Annotated in this window: 15 protein-coding genes and 5 pseudogenes; 6 read left to right on the top strand and 14 right to left on the bottom strand. The window is 40.6% G+C overall.

Going from position 1 to position 15445, the window contains the following annotated elements; all coding sequences use genetic code 11:
* Window positions 1-12: 12 nt before the first annotated feature.
* Complete coding sequence (locus GCU48_RS15240; protein ID WP_244315704.1) at window positions 13-1371, bottom strand: radical SAM/SPASM domain-containing protein; 1359 nt, start codon at window positions 1369-1371, stop codon at window positions 13-15.
* A gap of 127 nt (window positions 1372-1498) precedes the next feature.
* On the opposite strand from GCU48_RS15240, the gene GCU48_RS15235 reads away from it, so the two are divergent.
* The 3 genes from GCU48_RS15235 to GCU48_RS15225 all read left to right on the top strand — a co-directional run bounded on the left by GCU48_RS15235 (window position 1499) and on the right by GCU48_RS15225 (window position 3798).
* Window positions 1499-1810 carry a transposase gene (locus tag GCU48_RS15235; RefSeq protein ID WP_152380558.1) on the top strand — a complete coding sequence of 104 codons (312 nt, stop codon included), beginning with the start codon at window positions 1499-1501 and terminating at the stop codon, window positions 1808-1810.
* Window positions 1811-1848: 38 nt separating this feature from the next.
* On the top strand, window positions 1849-2727 hold the full coding sequence (locus GCU48_RS15230; RefSeq protein WP_208811837.1) for an IS3 family transposase: 879 nt from the start codon (window positions 1849-1851) through the stop codon (window positions 2725-2727).
* Between the two features lie 306 nt (window positions 2728-3033).
* Window positions 3034-3798, top strand: coding sequence for an SDR family oxidoreductase (locus GCU48_RS15225; protein WP_152380556.1), 765 nt, complete (start codon window positions 3034-3036; stop codon window positions 3796-3798).
* A gap of 151 nt (window positions 3799-3949) precedes the next feature.
* On the opposite strand, the gene GCU48_RS15220 is transcribed toward GCU48_RS15225, so the two are convergent.
* From GCU48_RS15220 to GCU48_RS26985, 7 genes and pseudogenes are all read right to left on the bottom strand, one after another.
* On the bottom strand, window positions 3950-4396 hold the full coding sequence (locus tag GCU48_RS15220; protein ID WP_152380555.1) for a GNAT family N-acetyltransferase: 447 nt from the start codon (window positions 4394-4396) through the stop codon (window positions 3950-3952).
* A 1003-nt stretch (window positions 4397-5399) separates the two neighbouring features.
* Window positions 5400-6218: pseudogene (locus tag GCU48_RS15205) on the bottom strand (phage portal protein).
* A gap of 16 nt (window positions 6219-6234) precedes the next feature.
* Window positions 6235-6702 carry a phage portal protein gene (locus GCU48_RS28660; RefSeq protein WP_280116405.1) on the bottom strand — a complete coding sequence of 156 codons (468 nt, stop codon included), beginning with the start codon at window positions 6700-6702 and terminating at the stop codon, window positions 6235-6237.
* 150 nt (window positions 6703-6852) lie between these two features.
* Window positions 6853-7386, bottom strand: a complete 534-nt coding sequence (locus tag GCU48_RS15200) for a cupin domain-containing protein (RefSeq protein WP_025717280.1) — start codon at window positions 7384-7386, stop codon at window positions 6853-6855.
* A gap of 206 nt (window positions 7387-7592) precedes the next feature.
* Window positions 7593-9059, bottom strand: coding sequence for a phage terminase large subunit (gene terL, locus GCU48_RS15195; protein ID WP_244315702.1), 1467 nt, complete (start codon window positions 9057-9059; stop codon window positions 7593-7595).
* A gap of 48 nt (window positions 9060-9107) precedes the next feature.
* Window positions 9108-9542 (bottom strand): hypothetical protein, encoded by a 435-nt coding sequence (locus GCU48_RS28070; protein WP_244315700.1) that lies wholly within the window; start codon window positions 9540-9542, stop codon window positions 9108-9110.
* A 67-nt stretch (window positions 9543-9609) separates the two neighbouring features.
* Entirely contained in the window at window positions 9610-9771 is a 162-nt protein-coding gene (locus tag GCU48_RS26985; protein ID WP_167518705.1) for a hypothetical protein, read from the bottom strand.
* A gap of 147 nt (window positions 9772-9918) precedes the next feature.
* Between GCU48_RS26985 and GCU48_RS29250 the strand changes: the two genes are divergently transcribed.
* Window positions 9919-10203, top strand: coding sequence for a YczI family protein (locus tag GCU48_RS29250; RefSeq protein WP_307500451.1), 285 nt, complete (start codon window positions 9919-9921; stop codon window positions 10201-10203).
* On the opposite strand, the gene GCU48_RS28065 is transcribed toward GCU48_RS29250, so the two are convergent.
* The 6 genes and pseudogenes from GCU48_RS28065 to GCU48_RS29240 all read right to left on the bottom strand — a co-directional run.
* On the bottom strand, window positions 10204-10632 hold the full coding sequence (locus GCU48_RS28065; RefSeq protein WP_244315699.1) for a DNA-methyltransferase: 429 nt from the start codon (window positions 10630-10632) through the stop codon (window positions 10204-10206).
* Window positions 10595-11251 carry a ParB N-terminal domain-containing protein gene (locus GCU48_RS28060; RefSeq protein ID WP_244315697.1) on the bottom strand — a complete coding sequence of 219 codons (657 nt, stop codon included), beginning with the start codon at window positions 11249-11251 and terminating at the stop codon, window positions 10595-10597. Before GCU48_RS28060 ends, GCU48_RS28065 begins: the two co-directional genes overlap by 38 nt.
* Before the next feature lie 254 nt (window positions 11252-11505).
* Window positions 11506-11781, bottom strand: coding sequence for an acyl-CoA thioester hydrolase/BAAT C-terminal domain-containing protein (locus GCU48_RS29245; protein ID WP_370881043.1), 276 nt, complete (start codon window positions 11779-11781; stop codon window positions 11506-11508).
* A gap of 59 nt (window positions 11782-11840) precedes the next feature.
* Window positions 11841-12350 carry an alpha/beta hydrolase gene (locus tag GCU48_RS15170; protein ID WP_152380550.1) on the bottom strand — a complete coding sequence of 170 codons (510 nt, stop codon included), beginning with the start codon at window positions 12348-12350 and terminating at the stop codon, window positions 11841-11843.
* A gap of 45 nt (window positions 12351-12395) precedes the next feature.
* Window positions 12396-13013, bottom strand: a pseudogene (locus GCU48_RS15165) (CocE/NonD family hydrolase C-terminal non-catalytic domain-containing protein); the annotation flags it as partial.
* Between the two features lie 107 nt (window positions 13014-13120).
* Window positions 13121-13366, bottom strand: a pseudogene (locus GCU48_RS29240) (RHS repeat-associated core domain-containing protein); the annotation flags it as partial.
* A 659-nt stretch (window positions 13367-14025) separates the two neighbouring features.
* On the opposite strand from GCU48_RS29240, the pseudogene GCU48_RS29235 reads away from it, so the two are divergent.
* Both GCU48_RS29235 and GCU48_RS15145 read left to right on the top strand, forming a co-directional pair.
* Window positions 14026-15105, top strand: a pseudogene (locus GCU48_RS29235) (IS4 family transposase).
* Between the two features lie 27 nt (window positions 15106-15132).
* Window positions 15133-15431, top strand: a pseudogene (locus GCU48_RS15145) (DMT family transporter).
* Window positions 15432-15445: the final 14 nt, after the last annotated feature.

The following is a 15445-nucleotide window of genomic DNA, read 5'->3' as shown; positions in this document are numbered from 1 at the left end:
CGGATTTGAAGTCTACTTATGTTGCACCTGTAAAAAGATGCCTTCATTCAGCTTCACATAGGTTGAAATGGTTGGATGAGAGTAGTTACAGTGCGGCTTAGTTATAGACCCATTGCGCATCAAGTTTGAGTAGGCACACCCGCCGCCACAGAATAGAGAAACACTACACGTGCCGCATTGTTCGGAATCTGTTATATCCCTTTCCCACATGTTATGTTTGATGGGATTAATCACAAACTCTGGAAAAAATGTCCCAATAGCAAGCTCTGAACGTCCTACAGATTCTGGGCAAGCGTAAATCGCTCCTTCCGCACCGAAGGCATAGAAACGATGTTCTCTTGCACTACATTCTTTAAAAATTGGAAGTGTGTTAGGTATAGAAATACAACTATCACCAGGGTTGTTCATAACCCAGTCTTTGGAGGTAATGGCCTGACGAATTCTTGAAGTTCTCATACTTAAATCTGTACCAAGCTGGACGCTGTACTTTTCCAGAAACTCTTCCAAATCGCCAAACTTCTCGTAAAGAGCCACTAGTAGTTTATGTTCAGGTAAGTGGTTAGGTAAATTGTCGCCATAGTGGTCAGTAACGGGGGATATCTGCCAGAAAAATAGTGGGTGCTCGTGCCAGCCCTTCTGTTCAACAAAAGAGACCAACTCTTCTAGATGATCAACATTATCCTTGTTGATATTTGTGCGCAATGCGATTCGAAAGCCGCGCTCTAATGCCATATCAATGTTTCGAGCTATTCTATCAAACGTTCCTTGACCGCCAGCTGTAATCCTTCTCTGATCATGAATCGACTTAGGCCCATCTACAGAGATTTGGAAATAATCCCATTCTTCTTTATACTGTTCAAAAAAATCGAGATAGTCATGTAGAAAAGTCCCGTTGGTAATGGCATATATTCTAAAACCGTACCCATCGACAGCTCTCCTCACAACTTCCCTAACTGTTTCGCGAGTTGTAGGCAACAGAGGTTCTCCTCCGTAGAGCATCATACGATGTGTTGCATTTTGATAACGACCTTTTTCTTTTTCCATTGCAAGGATCCCATCAACTGCCTTAAACATTTTGTCTATTTCCGTCATTGTGAGTGCATGTGATTTTTCGTGGAGTTCATGTCCTTGATAGCAGTACGGGCATCGCAAGTTACACATATAAGTCGTACATACATTAAAAGTAATCCCTGCAACAGAGGTATCTTGCAACCGATAAACGTGGTCTCGTATTTCAAATAACTTTGCCCACTCGGAATCACGGCTTTCGTAAATATACCCTCTTTTTTCAAGGAATTGATACAATGGTTCATAATCTTCATTTCGTGAAGGGACATCACCTTTTCGAATACGATCTAGGAATTGTTTCACCTCCACACCTATTGTATCAATTGCTCCACTCAAGGAATTAATGAGAACATAACTCTTTAGCCCCTTAGTGAACTTGGACACTAAGAGTGTATATGGATTACACTACTAGTGATAAGGGGCTGAGAAAATGACACGAAATAAACATTCTAGAGAATTTAAATGCCAAATCGTCAAGGAAGCCATCGAAACCGGGAATAAGGCAGCTGTAGCCCGGAGATATGAAATTGCCGTCAATATGCTTCACCGTTGGGTAAAGGAATTTGAAGAAGGTAAATATGGTGAAACTTCACTGGAAACCATACATGGACTAGATTCCAAAGTGCTTTCCCAAGAAAATGATCAATTGAAGAAACTACTGGGTGAACAGGCACTAGAGATTGCGATACTGCGTGACTTGATAAAAAAGAAGAACCCTCATTTGCTGAAAAAGTGGAAGTAGCAGAACACTACATTTGTGAAGGATATGCCGTCACGCTTGTGCTACGACTGGCCAACATCCCGAGATCTAGTTACTACTACCATAAAAATAGAAAATTGATCGAGAAAACAGCAAGTGGGGGACGACAAAAGCCAGGATATTCGCTGCGTTCGGACGGCGTAAAAGTACCGGATGCTCAGATTATGGAACGGATTATGGAGTTGATTTCTGCAGACGGCCATGCGTATGGATACCGAAAATTAACCGTCGCTTTACGCCGAGATGATGGCCTAATTATTAACAAAAAGAAGGTCTACCGATTGTGCAGAGAATTGAACATCCTGCGACCACAGCGAAAAGTGAACTCATCTTACCCACGGAAACTGGCACGAAATCGGATGATTACGAATTCGAACCAACGGTTTGAGACGGACATTAAGTACGGTTATATTGCAGGAGAAGACCGATTTTTCTTCATTCAGTCTTGCCTCGATGTTTACGACCGTTCTGTGGTTGCTTACCATATAGGATTGCGGTGCGAGGCCAAAGATGTGATCCGAACGTTACAAACGGCCTTGTTTAAGAGACAATTATTTGAGGTGCAAACCAAACCTGTGATTCGTTCAGACAATGGCCCTCAGTTTATTTCTCATGGGTTTGAAGCTGCCTGTAAAAGCTTTGGAGTGGAGCATGAACGCATTCCTCCACGAACACCGAATATGAACGCACATATTGAATCTTTTCATAGGTTATTGCAGGATGAATGCTTGGCTCGCTACGACTTTGAAACGTACAGCGAAGCTTATGAAGCCGTCACTAAATTCATTCATTTTTATAATGAACGAAGAATTCATTCCGGCATTTGCGATTTGTCGCCGTCTCAGTTTTATGAGAAAAACCAGACAAAACCGATTCCGATCCGAGAAGTTCGTGTATAATTTCAAAAACGAAGTCTGGATGAGCAAGAGAGAGTTAGTGTCCAAACTTAGGGGGTTAATCCGTATCGCTGCCGATTGTATAGTGTAGAATCTCATGGTCGGTATACACGTCCAAATATACTTGCTTACATAAAAATAAAAGAACTACCTTTAATAAGGTAGTTCCTTATTGCACTATCGTTCTTCGTTAGTTTAGTTTTCCGTAGACCCATTGACGACAAACATGAATTCCGAATGAAAGAGCAACATTTCAAACATCACCTCGTGATATAACTAAATATGAATTCCAAACAAGGAGATGAAAGCATGAGTAAGTTAAAAGGTAAAATCGCTTTAGTAACTGGTGCAAGCCGAGGGATTGGTCGCAGCATTGCGCTGCGTCTGGCACAGGAGGGTGCCGTCGTCGCCGTACACTATGGAAGAAGACAGCATGAAGCAGAGGAGGTAGTTCATAAGATTGAGCAAAGTGGAGGGAACGCCTTCACGATCGGTACCGACTTAAGTATCCTTAACGGCATTCATGATTTATATGCGACATTGGATGAAGCCCTTCGGGAACGTACAGGCGATAATCGGTTTGATATTCTCGTCAATAACGCTGGAATCGGTCAAATTGTAACCATAGAAGAGACGACGGAAGAATCTTTTGACGAAGTCATGAACATTAATGTCAAAGCACCGCTTTTTGTTACCCAGCAAGCTTTGCCGCGTCTGAAAGATGGAGGCCGCATTATCAATATCTCATCGTTTGTTACACGAGTGGCCTCCCCTAGTGTTTTTGCCTACAGCATGTCGAAGGGGGCAGTCGACACACTTACGTACGTCTTGGCTCAGCAACTTGGGAGCCGTAATATTACGGTAAACGCCATCCAGCCTGGCATTATTAATACAGAGATGAATGACGAGACGTTAAAAGATCCCGATGGACAGAAATTTGCCTCTGGTCTTTCAACCTTCAAAAGGTGGGGGCAACCTGAAGATGTTGCAGATATTGCTGCCTTTCTTGCCTCATCGGACAGCCGTTGGGTAACCGGTCAATTGATTGATGCAAGTGGCGGGTCTCATCTGTAAATTATGGGTTCGGGGAACCTAGCTGAGGAGTTAGCATTTTGAACCCGCTAATTTACTCTACTATGCTGCCCGTTCCCTCAGTAACGAGGCTGCTGGTTTGTGCCAGCGGCCTTGCTCTGGTTGCTCATTGAGCTCTTGTTCCACATATGCACTATTTGAACTTTTTTATAAAATTTTTTTGGTCCTTTGTAAATATATAGCCACGTTGTTCGTAGAAACTGTGAGCATGTATTCGACTTGGGTGGGATAACAGTTTAATCCCAGAAAATCCATGGCTCTTTCCCCAATGTTCAAGACGCTCAATCAACATGCTACCTACACCTTGATTTCTATACTTTTCTTTTACAACAAATCCCAGTATATTTACTAAAGAGTCAGAAAAAAGCAATTCATACGGGCTCCCATGAATATATCCTATTACCTCGTTGTTTCCTTCACAAACAAAGATCATATCTTTTGTTTTCTTTGTTATGATTTCAATCTTCTCTTTTACTTTATCTTCAGAAAATAGATATAGATCTTGGTTAAAGTCTTGGTTTAACAAATAAATATCATGATAATCAGTTACCTTAATTCCCCTGACATTTTTTTCTTTCATTCTTGAACGCCTCCTATTTTCATCACGAACACCCGAAATAAGTGTTAGACGTCTTTGTACATTTTGGCAGGCTCTACGCTTGCACTAATCTGTCTACTTGCTTAACGGATTGGATAAAATAAAGATTGAGTTTTAACAGAACCCTCAAAACAACAAACTGCGATCATAAAATTTCAGACTTTTGACCGACTGAATCAGTCGAACAGCCCCATACAAACTATCCGGCGCATCATCATATTGGCAGTTTCGGTTATAATCCTTTATCTGGTTATTATATCGAATATCGCTGCATTGAACAGAATATGACCTTTCTTCACTTCCGGCTCCAAGCTAATAATACGTTCATGCTTCTGCCCCTTGGAATGTACACTTTCTACGGGTATATGTATCTTCGCCTTCCATAACTCTTCTTCAAATTTCTGCTTATATAGCTCTGTGCCTGATTCACCTCAAAACCATCGAGCTTTCGAACACGCATATGTATGTTGAATTCGTTTAACGTCATATCTGATACAATGATGTTACGCATTAGAAACCACAAAAATGAGAAATAGGTACAAACATACTCCCTCACCATTTACAGTTGTTTTTCACCCTTAGTTTATATGGCTTTTGAATAGCCTAAAGCGTAACATCAAGCCTGCTTTTTCTCATCTGGCGCATCCGTAACTTCGACTTTTCGTTCGCATTCTTATCTCTGCATTTCTCACAATATTTCTGTCGATTCGAATTAGCTGAAAATGTTTCTCCGCAACGTGTACAGTTCACCCTCGGTTTCGCTGTCTTAAACTCAGTCCCCACATTCCGTTCAGACGTATATTCTCGCTCCAGCTTCTCATCTGTTGGCAGCACTCCATTTTCAAAATATGTACAGCGTGGCAGAGCATCATTTTGACTAAAGAATACACATGGGCCATCCTGTAAACAGCAATAGTTTGGGATACCATGCTTCGCTCCAAGATAGCATGCACAATTATTCTTAACTAACCGCTTGAACCTATTTTTATTCTGCATTCGATTTCTCCTTACTCACATCTGCTAATCGTTGCTGCTCCGAAAGAAATTTATTGAATTCCAGCTTGGGATTCTCTACAAACGGAAGCAACGTCAGCAGTGTTTCCTGTGAGACTACTTCTTTCAGTTTCACAATCACATCAGCCATCCCAACCAAATCTGTCGGCAAGTTACGAGTAAACTTCACAGCGATATCACGGAAATCATATTACACGCCTTCTTTAATGTGCAGAAACGTAAAGAAATTCCGTAAACGCTGCTTGATCGCTTTTTCCATTAATGCTTCACGCATCGCTACTCGATTCTCCAAATTTAACAGCTTGTTTCTCAGAGCTAAGGAAGACGTATTACTGGCCCAATTCTCATTGAAGTTAACCTGATCCATCATATCGAAGATTTTGCGTTCAATATTATCCAGCTCGTTCTTTACAAAAGAATCGTTAATCTCCTTCGTAAGCCAGCTTACCTTTCCCCCAGCCGGAACTTGAATAATGCCCATCTTCTTCATATTCAATAAGTCCTCAGTTTCAAGCTTGGCATTCTCAATCACGAGATAGGCATTGCGATGATCTGCGATTTCATTGACCAAATCGGGATTCAATGCGCTATAGGCATCAAATAAAGAAATCACATCATGGAAGCCACTTTTTCTCTCCGTATTGGCTGGACAGGAGATAAGTGGTACTCTTCCAAAAATGTGATTGTGTTTGCCGATATATTTTAGTTCAGGTGATTGGTTTTGCTTACTCTGATTAGATCTACTATCACTGCCGATTGTATAATATATAATTTCATAGTCTGTATACACGTCCAAATACACTTGCTTATCGAATCGACGGGTTATGTAAGCCTAGTAATACATTTCGTTCTGCTGTTCCATCTTCCAACACATACGCATTCAAAGGAGACAATACTGTGGCTGAAAACTGGCCACCCGAATCAATATAGTTTAACTCAAAGCTCTCACCAAAGATTTCAGATTGTTTCCGAAGCTGTAGATTATGCTCTTTGTCCCAATGACTCATATGTACATCTATATTATGTATGGCTTTACCCTGATCTGACTTGGACACATAGTTTACTGGCTTACCGAGCAGATAGCCCACTTCATTATCTACGAACTTACGTGGAAAATTGAAAATGAGCTTTTGATTGCTTCTGCTTTCTTGCATGGCATAGTTCTTGAGAATGGCATGTTGGCCATTGTAGTAATCTGCATATTTCTGTTTGGCTAATGCAGCCGATTGGAGCTCATTTAGACACTCTAATATGATTTGTTCGTTTATTTGCAAATAGGTTCTTCCTTTCAAAATGGGCAGTGTAACTGTTGCTTGAATAAAGAAAAGAACCACCTTTACTAAGGTAGTCCCTTGTTGAATTAATGTTTACCGTTAGTAATTCATTTCAACCCTCATTTACTTGATCCATTAATAATGTTGGCTTTATTCAGCGGACATGGCATCCGCTTTTGTTACATGAACCGTACCATATGGATGCTCAGGCGGCGCATAGATAGCGTATATTTTAAGTGGGGTATTCCCCGTATTGGTAACATTGTGCCATGTTCCAGCAGGTACCATAATTGCATAGCCACCACAGGCCATTTCTTGAAAATTCAAATGATCTTTACTTTCACCCATCTGAACAAGTCCCTGACCTTCTTCAATACGTATGAATTGATCCGTTGTGGGATGAACTTCTAAACCAATGTCATCTCCAACATTAATACTCATTAGGGTCACTTGAAGGTGTTTCCCTGTCCACAAAGCAGTGCGGTAAGTATTATTTTGCTTAGTAGCTTGGTCAATATTCACTACAAATGGTCTTTGCCCATAATCTGTTAATTTATAAGGATACCAGTTCGTGTTGATCCCATTATAATAATGACAATTCCAATTATTACTCCAACGGATGTTATTCCAATAGTCATGCATTGGAGTATGCCATTGATATGGATAGCATGAATTACGGTACACTATTCATTCTCCTCTCAGCATTTCATTGTTTATTTTCATTCTATGCACTTGCCTATATAAAGGTTTAAAAAAACGGACAAGAGCATGGCTTTAAACAAACGGCAACACCAAGTGCTAAACAATTGACATCCAACCTTTATGGTAATTTAGGGTACTTACCATTTGAGTTAACGAGTAATTCAGTAAATATTTTTTTAGCAGAAGCCTCAAAATAACAAACTGCGATCATAAAATTTCAGACTCTTGACCGACTGAATCAATTGAACAGCTCCATATAAACTGTCTGGCGCATCGTCGTATGTACAATTTCGATTGTAGTCCCTCACCTGATGGTTATATCTGAGGTTACCCGAATTGAACAGAATATGCCCCTTCTTGATTCCTGGCTCCAAGCTAATAATACGTTCATGCTTCTGCCCCTTGGAATGCACACTTTCCACGGGTGTATGTATATTCGCCTTCCATAGCTCTTCTTCAAACTTTTGCTTCATATAACTCTGTGCCTGATTCACCTCAAAACCAATCTTATCTACAGGGTAAAGCTTCAACTTCTCAATAACCACTTGGAATAAATCATCCGGCAGAAATTTGTAAATATTTCCATTTATAACATACATTCGCTTCGTCCTTCGGTGTTGCCCAATAATTGAAATAGCCGAATAGTCATTTTTCTTCCCTGTCTTAATTGCTGGATCAATGTACATCGCCATTTCCATGTCCTCAAACTCAGGCAACCTGTCCCAATACATGAGATTCTGAAATATGTATTCGTCTGTTGAACGCGGATCATTTTGCAATTCTTTATAAAAACTTTTCTCGCCCATAGCTTGCTTCTTGCACATCAAATAATAATAGTCCAAATACTCGCTCCACAGGATTTCTGTACCCTCTAGCATTTCCTCCTCATTCGCCATAAAAAAAAACAAGGCCGTATTGATCCTGTCCTCGTCTTGCAAGTTATTATACATTCGTTCCCACTCTGACCACAGATCATCCCGTTCTGAAAATTGAAGCACGGCTGCTTTACGGACACTTCGTACACCTGGTATCTTCCCTTTGAGCAGATCAGCCATAATATCTTCTTCGTTGAGAATGGTTCCACAGATCAAAATATTCGTATCCCTTGTGCCAATAGGCAAAATGACATCCGTAAACGTATTTTTAATTTGTTCTCGTTTAGCTTCGGATCGAGCCGTGTCCTCCTTGAGCAAATCATTCATTAGAACCAAAGTAGGACGATGATGCTTATAGTGAATACCTCTCAAACTACCGTCTATGCCACGAATCATAATACATGAGTCCAGTCCACCTTTACTCTTAAGCCAAATCTCTTTATTGTTCCAGCGACTCCCTTTACGGATACCGAAATCCTCAATCAGCATCGTATTGGTCTCCAGTTCATCTTTGATCATATCGAGGAACGGAAGAGCAATTTGCTCTGTGGCAGATATGATCAGTGTAAACTGTGATTTATCATATAAAGTCGCATACAACGGAAATAAAAAGGAACTGATCGTGGACTTTCCATGCTTCCTAGGGAGGCTGAAAGCCGTAATCAGTCCTGTATTTGCAAGCATATGTCTTAATTCCGTGAATAGCTCTTTGTGAAACTTGCCAAATGCTCGATCAAAGTATTTAGGAAAATAGGCTAAAGCGAAAAACTCAATGTCCATCTCACCTATAAACTTGCGCAGTTCGGAGAAAGAGAATGTTTTGGTCAGTTACCCTGTAGCAGCTTTCAAAAGTGAATTTTCCACGTGTGAGATAGGGACAGATCTGCTCCATTTGACTAGTTCAGCCAGCATCGGATGTTTATCAATATACTCGTACCAAGTCGTTTTACCTATATCGAGTTTCCTGATAATGTCCTCCGCGTTCACGCCTTCTTCAAACCATTTTTGAATCTCCGCTAACCGAGGATATACATGGGTTTCCCACTTGGTTGGACGTTCCAATGCTTCAGCAAATTTCGAATGCTTTCTGCGATAATCGCCTAATGTCCAAATATGAATATTCAGTCGTTTCGCAATCTCTTCATCTGTGGCTCCTTCACGTACCCAAACGGGAACATCCCTGAGCCTTGGCACAAAAAATTGATTATACTTGGTCAGTATCTTTGGCTTGTTTCTTTTTGGCTTGTCATTGTTTTTGCTCATCTTAGCTCACCTCCATCACGAAAAAAGGGAATAGACTATATAGCCCACTCCCCATATGTATTCCAGCTTATCCTTCTAGCTCAGCCTCGTAAACCAACTCGATATCCTCAATCACCTTCTGAATCAACTCATTGTCCTCCCGAGCCTCCTCAGTTCCTAGCACATTTACCTTTTCGGCTTGCATGCCCTTTAGGAATCCAATCACCATATTCACTTTTGCCTTGCCCAATCAAATCACCCCTTCGGTTTAGTCAGCACATGATACCTCTGACCTTACCGACTCAGCAACGGCTTCTTGAAAACCATATTCCTTACCATTTCTAACTAAATAGTTGCATAATACTGTATAATAGGATTTCACCGTATAATAAACTAAATGGGAAAGGGGAGCAGATCTATGATCAAAAAAATGAACATATATCAAATTCTTAAATCTTCATGTGCTGCTGTTGTTATAATCACATCCCTTTTGTCTCTTGCTTATCCTGGTAACAATCGATTTTCACCATCACTTACACAGCTTTTTCTAAGCCTCATGTTTTTATTTTCTGGCATCTCCGAATTTAAAGCAAATCGAAAAACTTATGCCATAGTTAGTTTCAGTGTCTCCTTGTTCGCTGCAATTGTATTTATATCTTCACTTTTATTGAGAAAAGGTTAACTACGAATTCTCTAATTCTGGCTCAGCAACTACTTCTTGATAACTATATTGCTTACCTTCCCGAATCAAATATACATTGCTATCGCTACCAACGTGGGCAATATACCGCTTCACAATCACATCTACATATTTGGGATCAAGCTCACTGGTATAGCAAATCCGATCCGTTTCCTCACAAGCAATCAACGTTGAACCTGAACCACCGAATGGATCAAATACGATATCACCAAGTTTGCTCGAATTTTTAATTGGATAGCTAATCAAGGGAATCGGCTTCATGGTTAGATGAGATTCATTGCGGAAAGGACGATCAAATTGCCATAATGTCGTTTGCTTACGATCACTGTTCCAGTAGTGTCCACTTGTCGGCTTCCATCCGTACAATACAGGTTCATGCATCCAGTGATAATCGGCATGTCCCATTAGCATCCTTCGTTTTACCTGTATAGTCCACATTATAAGGTGGATCGGTTACAATAAGCTGAGCCTTCTTACCGTCCATCAATGTTGCGATATCTTTCGGATTAGTCGAGTCACCGCAGATGATCCTATGCTTCCCAAGTAGCCAAATATCACCTTTATGAGTGACCGGATGTTCAGGTAATGCTTCTTCTACATTAAAATCATCCTCATCATCGGCTGTATTTTCATGCAATATATCTAACAACTTCTCACACTCGCTCATATCAAATCCAGTTAGAGAAAGATCATAATCAGCCAGTTTTAATTCTTCTAGTTCCTGCGCTAACAATTCAAAATTCCAATCCGCATACTCAGCCGTTTTATTGTCTGCGATTCTGAAGGCTTTGACCTGTTCAGGAGTTAAATCATCCACCAGTATCGTTGGAACTTCCTTTAGTCCAAGCTTCTTAGCTGCTAACAGACGAGTATGTCCTGCTATGATTTCATGATTACTGTCAATCAGAATCGGATTCTTAAATCCATAACTCTGAATACTCGTTGCTACATAATCTACAGCTTTCTCATTATTTCTTGCGTTTTTTATGTACGGAATTAACGTTTCTACGTTTACGAATTTGATTTCCAATCCACATCCAGGTGAAAAACACACCAATTGCAGTAATAAATCTTAATATTTCTATGATTATTGCTTGTAACATTAATAGCAATCTTGTTGCTCCTCTCTAAATGAAAAAGAAACCCTAGCTCATAGCCAGAGTTCCTGTACCTTTTCGTTACTTTTGCGTTTTCTAATGCGTTACATCATTGTACTAAGCCTATTGTTTGCTTAAACTTCTGAAACGTATATGTATGCTGGAACCGTATAATTTTGAAAAATGACTACTCTGCGGTTTCGATTATTGGGCAGCATCGTTCACTTTTATCCTTACCCCATCTCACCAAAATCTTATCACGATAATAAGGAATTTTATTAGTGATTTCAAGAGGATGGTAGGAACCGCCTTTGGAAACACAAACAAAAGTTAGGTCAGCATTATAAGCCGCTGATCTTACGCACAGATATCCCCCGAAGCTTGATCCCAAAACACCAATTTTATCGCCTACATTCGGATAATTCTTAAGGAATTCAAGAACAACTCTATACGCTTTCTCCATTTTAATTTCTTGATAGCAGTGATCGAAGTATAGAGTCTCACCCTGACCAGGACCATCCACTATACACACTGCATGCCTCTTTCAATCAAATGTATGGCATACGCTGAATACATTTCTTCCTTAAAACCTGTCCAGCCTGCAATAATAAGAACAACTAGGACATCCTTTAGTGCATCATTTGGAATGAGTAACCATCCATTTAATTTCGAGTCCTTATAGGGCAGCTCAATTCTTTCTGATTTCAATCTATGACTTAGACGAATTCCTTTGTTAAAGCAATCAACCATTTTTCTATACAGTCTCAATTTCTCCTCAGTAATATTTACGAGTCCATATTCTCCTACTCTATATATTGCAGATGCATTTAATAAAAAGATACTTGCAGTTTGATTATGCCCCTTTGCCAATTCTTTCTCCGCATACGCCTGTGCCCTATCTCCGATTTCTTCACACACAATTACATAGTCTTCACCTGCCTCTAGCCTTTTACACATATTTGCATAGTCTACACCGTGCCCTACCATCCTTGCCATAGGCTGTTCGGCAGATCTCTTTCTTTTTTCTTGCATTTTAATACACTCCTACTCTAATAATTTTCTGTAACCTGAAAGGTCTTAAGGAATAACTGGAAGCAGCAAGTAAGACGCATATTTTCCGCCTGTATAAATGGTTGTATCTGCATCCCAATTTCTATCATCTGATGTTTGCATTAATAATGCACACCCACTCTGATTTTGGCTCCCTATTTCTAAAAGAAGACGATGTCCTTTAGATAGAACAACTGAACTATCCCATATTTCTATATCTAAAGGATAGACTTTTCCAGGAATTAGTTTCTGAACCTCATCAAAGGCGTAGTATGGCTTATATTCAGTAGATAGCTCTTCATCCAACTTACGCAAAGAGGCACGTAGCCACCCCTGGCTGATTGGAAAGTTCTCGGTTAGTGCCCCTGAATTGACCACCTCTTTACCTTGTGGATTAATATTACGCAAGGATACAAAGATATCCATGTCATCAGTTGACGATGAAGCCCATAAATGAAGTTTGATTGGACCCAGTATCTCTGTTTCATTGTCAAAAGGAGCCGTTTCAAACATCACTCTTTTTGCAGAGATTTCACCCTTGTCAAATGTCTTTATCATGTAAGGTTTAGCCCATGAAACAGATTCACGGTCTTTATCCCCTTCATAACAGAGTTGTGCTGTTGATTCTGGCTTTTCTACGGAAAGCCGCTTTGAGTCCGCATCAAGGAAAAACGGTGTCCACTCAGTGCGTTTGAGAGGATATTCATTCTACTAGTATCAAATTCAGAGCCTCCGATTTCTTGTGTACATCTTGTTGGATCCACATAAATCAACGGATTATTACTCACGTAAATGTACAAATTTAAACTCAGCGGATTCTTAATATCCCCTTCATACGTATCCTCATTAATAAACCTGCCGTTTGCGGGATCATACCATTTGCTCGCAGGTATTGCAGTTCCGTTGTATCATCCCGTAGCTCACCCGAGTAACGGAATGGATTGTATACCTTCTCCTGCGAAGAAGCTATATCATCCCCCCCAAATATCATAGCTATATAACGCATATGGATTGGATATTCCGCGCGATGCGTCGAAGAATAGCAAGTTAAGCCAGCATGGGCTAACAAATACGAATAGGAGGTTCTACGTCCCTTGGTATCTGTCACACTATCCAGCAAGCCTACATTTTGCTCTTGGTGCTTGTGATATTACTACACGTTCATTTCCCTTACTTAGGGTAATATCGGTTGAAGAATAATGAATCTGAATTGCGTTCCCAACAGCATCCCGAACAGTCGTCAATAACGGTACACCAGATGCATCTCTGCTATACATAAACTGAATCCGTTGTTATGTTTGTCCGTGATCTGAAACAGACGCCCATCCGCGGTGAAACTAAGACCCTTCCACGGTATGCCTTCAGGCTGCTATCATACTGAAAATAATCCTAATTCTCTCAATTTTGTGTTTATATTCTATTGATAGAAGCAATAGTGATCAATATCACAAAATTTTCAATTCATTATAATAATAAACAAAATTGTTGTGTCAATGTTTATTTTATTGTATAATTTACCTAGAGTCTAATCGAATGGCGTCATGAATAGTGGGGTGATTGGGATCGAATGGGTATATTTGTGTCTAGCTATTCTGTTTGAAGCAGCTGGTACAACCAGTATGAAGCTGTCACAACACGCCTGTTGATTAACCACTAAATGGTAGAAAAAAAGTCTATCACGATCCTTCAATCTATTTTGACACCGGAAGAAGTGCAAAGCGTTGCCAAGGAAACAGACTATGAAGACAAAGCCCGTAAATTCACGGTAACCCACTTACTTCAATACTGGTGTGCAGCTGCCTTAGAACAATGGGACAGTTATCGTTCCGGTGTGGATCATGCCGCTCACAGTGGCTTACCTGTGGTTCATTATTCGTGTTTTTCCACCAAAGCAGCCGAAGTCCCCTTTGCTATATTTAAGGAGCTTTTTGATCGAGTCATTCACAAGTGTAGCCGAGAAACACGCCGAAAACTTACGTTTCCCAATGAATACTCCTCATCGACTCGACCACCATAACCGTGGGAAAAACACGACTTCCTGGGCCCCTTATCACGGGGAACGTGCAGACATTAAACTTCATGTCGCTTTGCGAGTCTCAAATGGGCAACCTCTTCAGGTGGTCGAAACGTTGGCTCAACCGGACTACATTTTGGTGATGGACCGTGCTTATGGGAAACTGGAGCGTCTGGACGACTTCAAAATCCAGGGACAATCCTTTGTTATTCGGCTTCGCGACAACGTCCATTTGGAAAAACCTCATGCCCTTTCCCGCCTCCAGAAAGCAAATTCTTCTGTCATTCGGGATATCACTTGCCAGTTAGGGACACCTCAGTGTTATTCCAAGCAACGTCATCGTGTGGTGATGTTTCGGGATTTTGAAGGTCGAGAAATCCGAGTCGTTACCGATTTAGTGCAGGTCACGGCAGAACAAATCGCACAGATGTATAAAGCTCGATGGCAGATTGAGGTCTTTTTCCGTTGGATCAAGCAACATTTGAATATTCCAACGCTGTTTGGCACCAGCGAAAATGCGGTCTATGGGCAACTCTTTTGCGCGCTCATCGTTTATGTCCTGCTTAAATGGCCATTTGATACCGCTCAAACGACGTGGCCCAAACATGCCATTCTTTCCTTTGCCCGATTTTCTCATCTTTTCTTCTGGAAAAACTACCGGTGGAATGGGTGATCCAGATCCAGCGTGTTCTTCTTCAGCGTGCCTCTAATTCTATTAATTAAATTGCTTATTTTGGTTAATCAACAGGCGTGCTGTCACAAGGATTCACCAAGCTTGTTCCTAGCATATTGTTGGTGGTGTTCTATCTAGGGAGCTTATCATTTCTAACCTTGACCCTTAAGAAAATTGATGTATCCGTTGCCTACGCGGTCTGGTCTGGAATGGGCATTGTTCTGATTGCCTGTATCGGTCTCCTTTATTTTAACGAACGCCTCTCTTTGTGAAAATTGTTGCAATTATTTTGATCATTATAGGTGTAATTACTTTGAATCTGACTAAAGATTCACAAGAAACAAAGCAAGATATACAACGGGAAAGTAAATTATAAAGATGCCGAGGTGA

The organism is Paenibacillus brasilensis (assembly GCF_009363115.1).
In the GTDB taxonomy this organism is placed as follows: domain Bacteria; phylum Bacillota; class Bacilli; order Paenibacillales; family Paenibacillaceae; genus Paenibacillus; species Paenibacillus brasilensis.
This window is presented reverse-complemented; position numbering and strand designations above follow the sequence as displayed.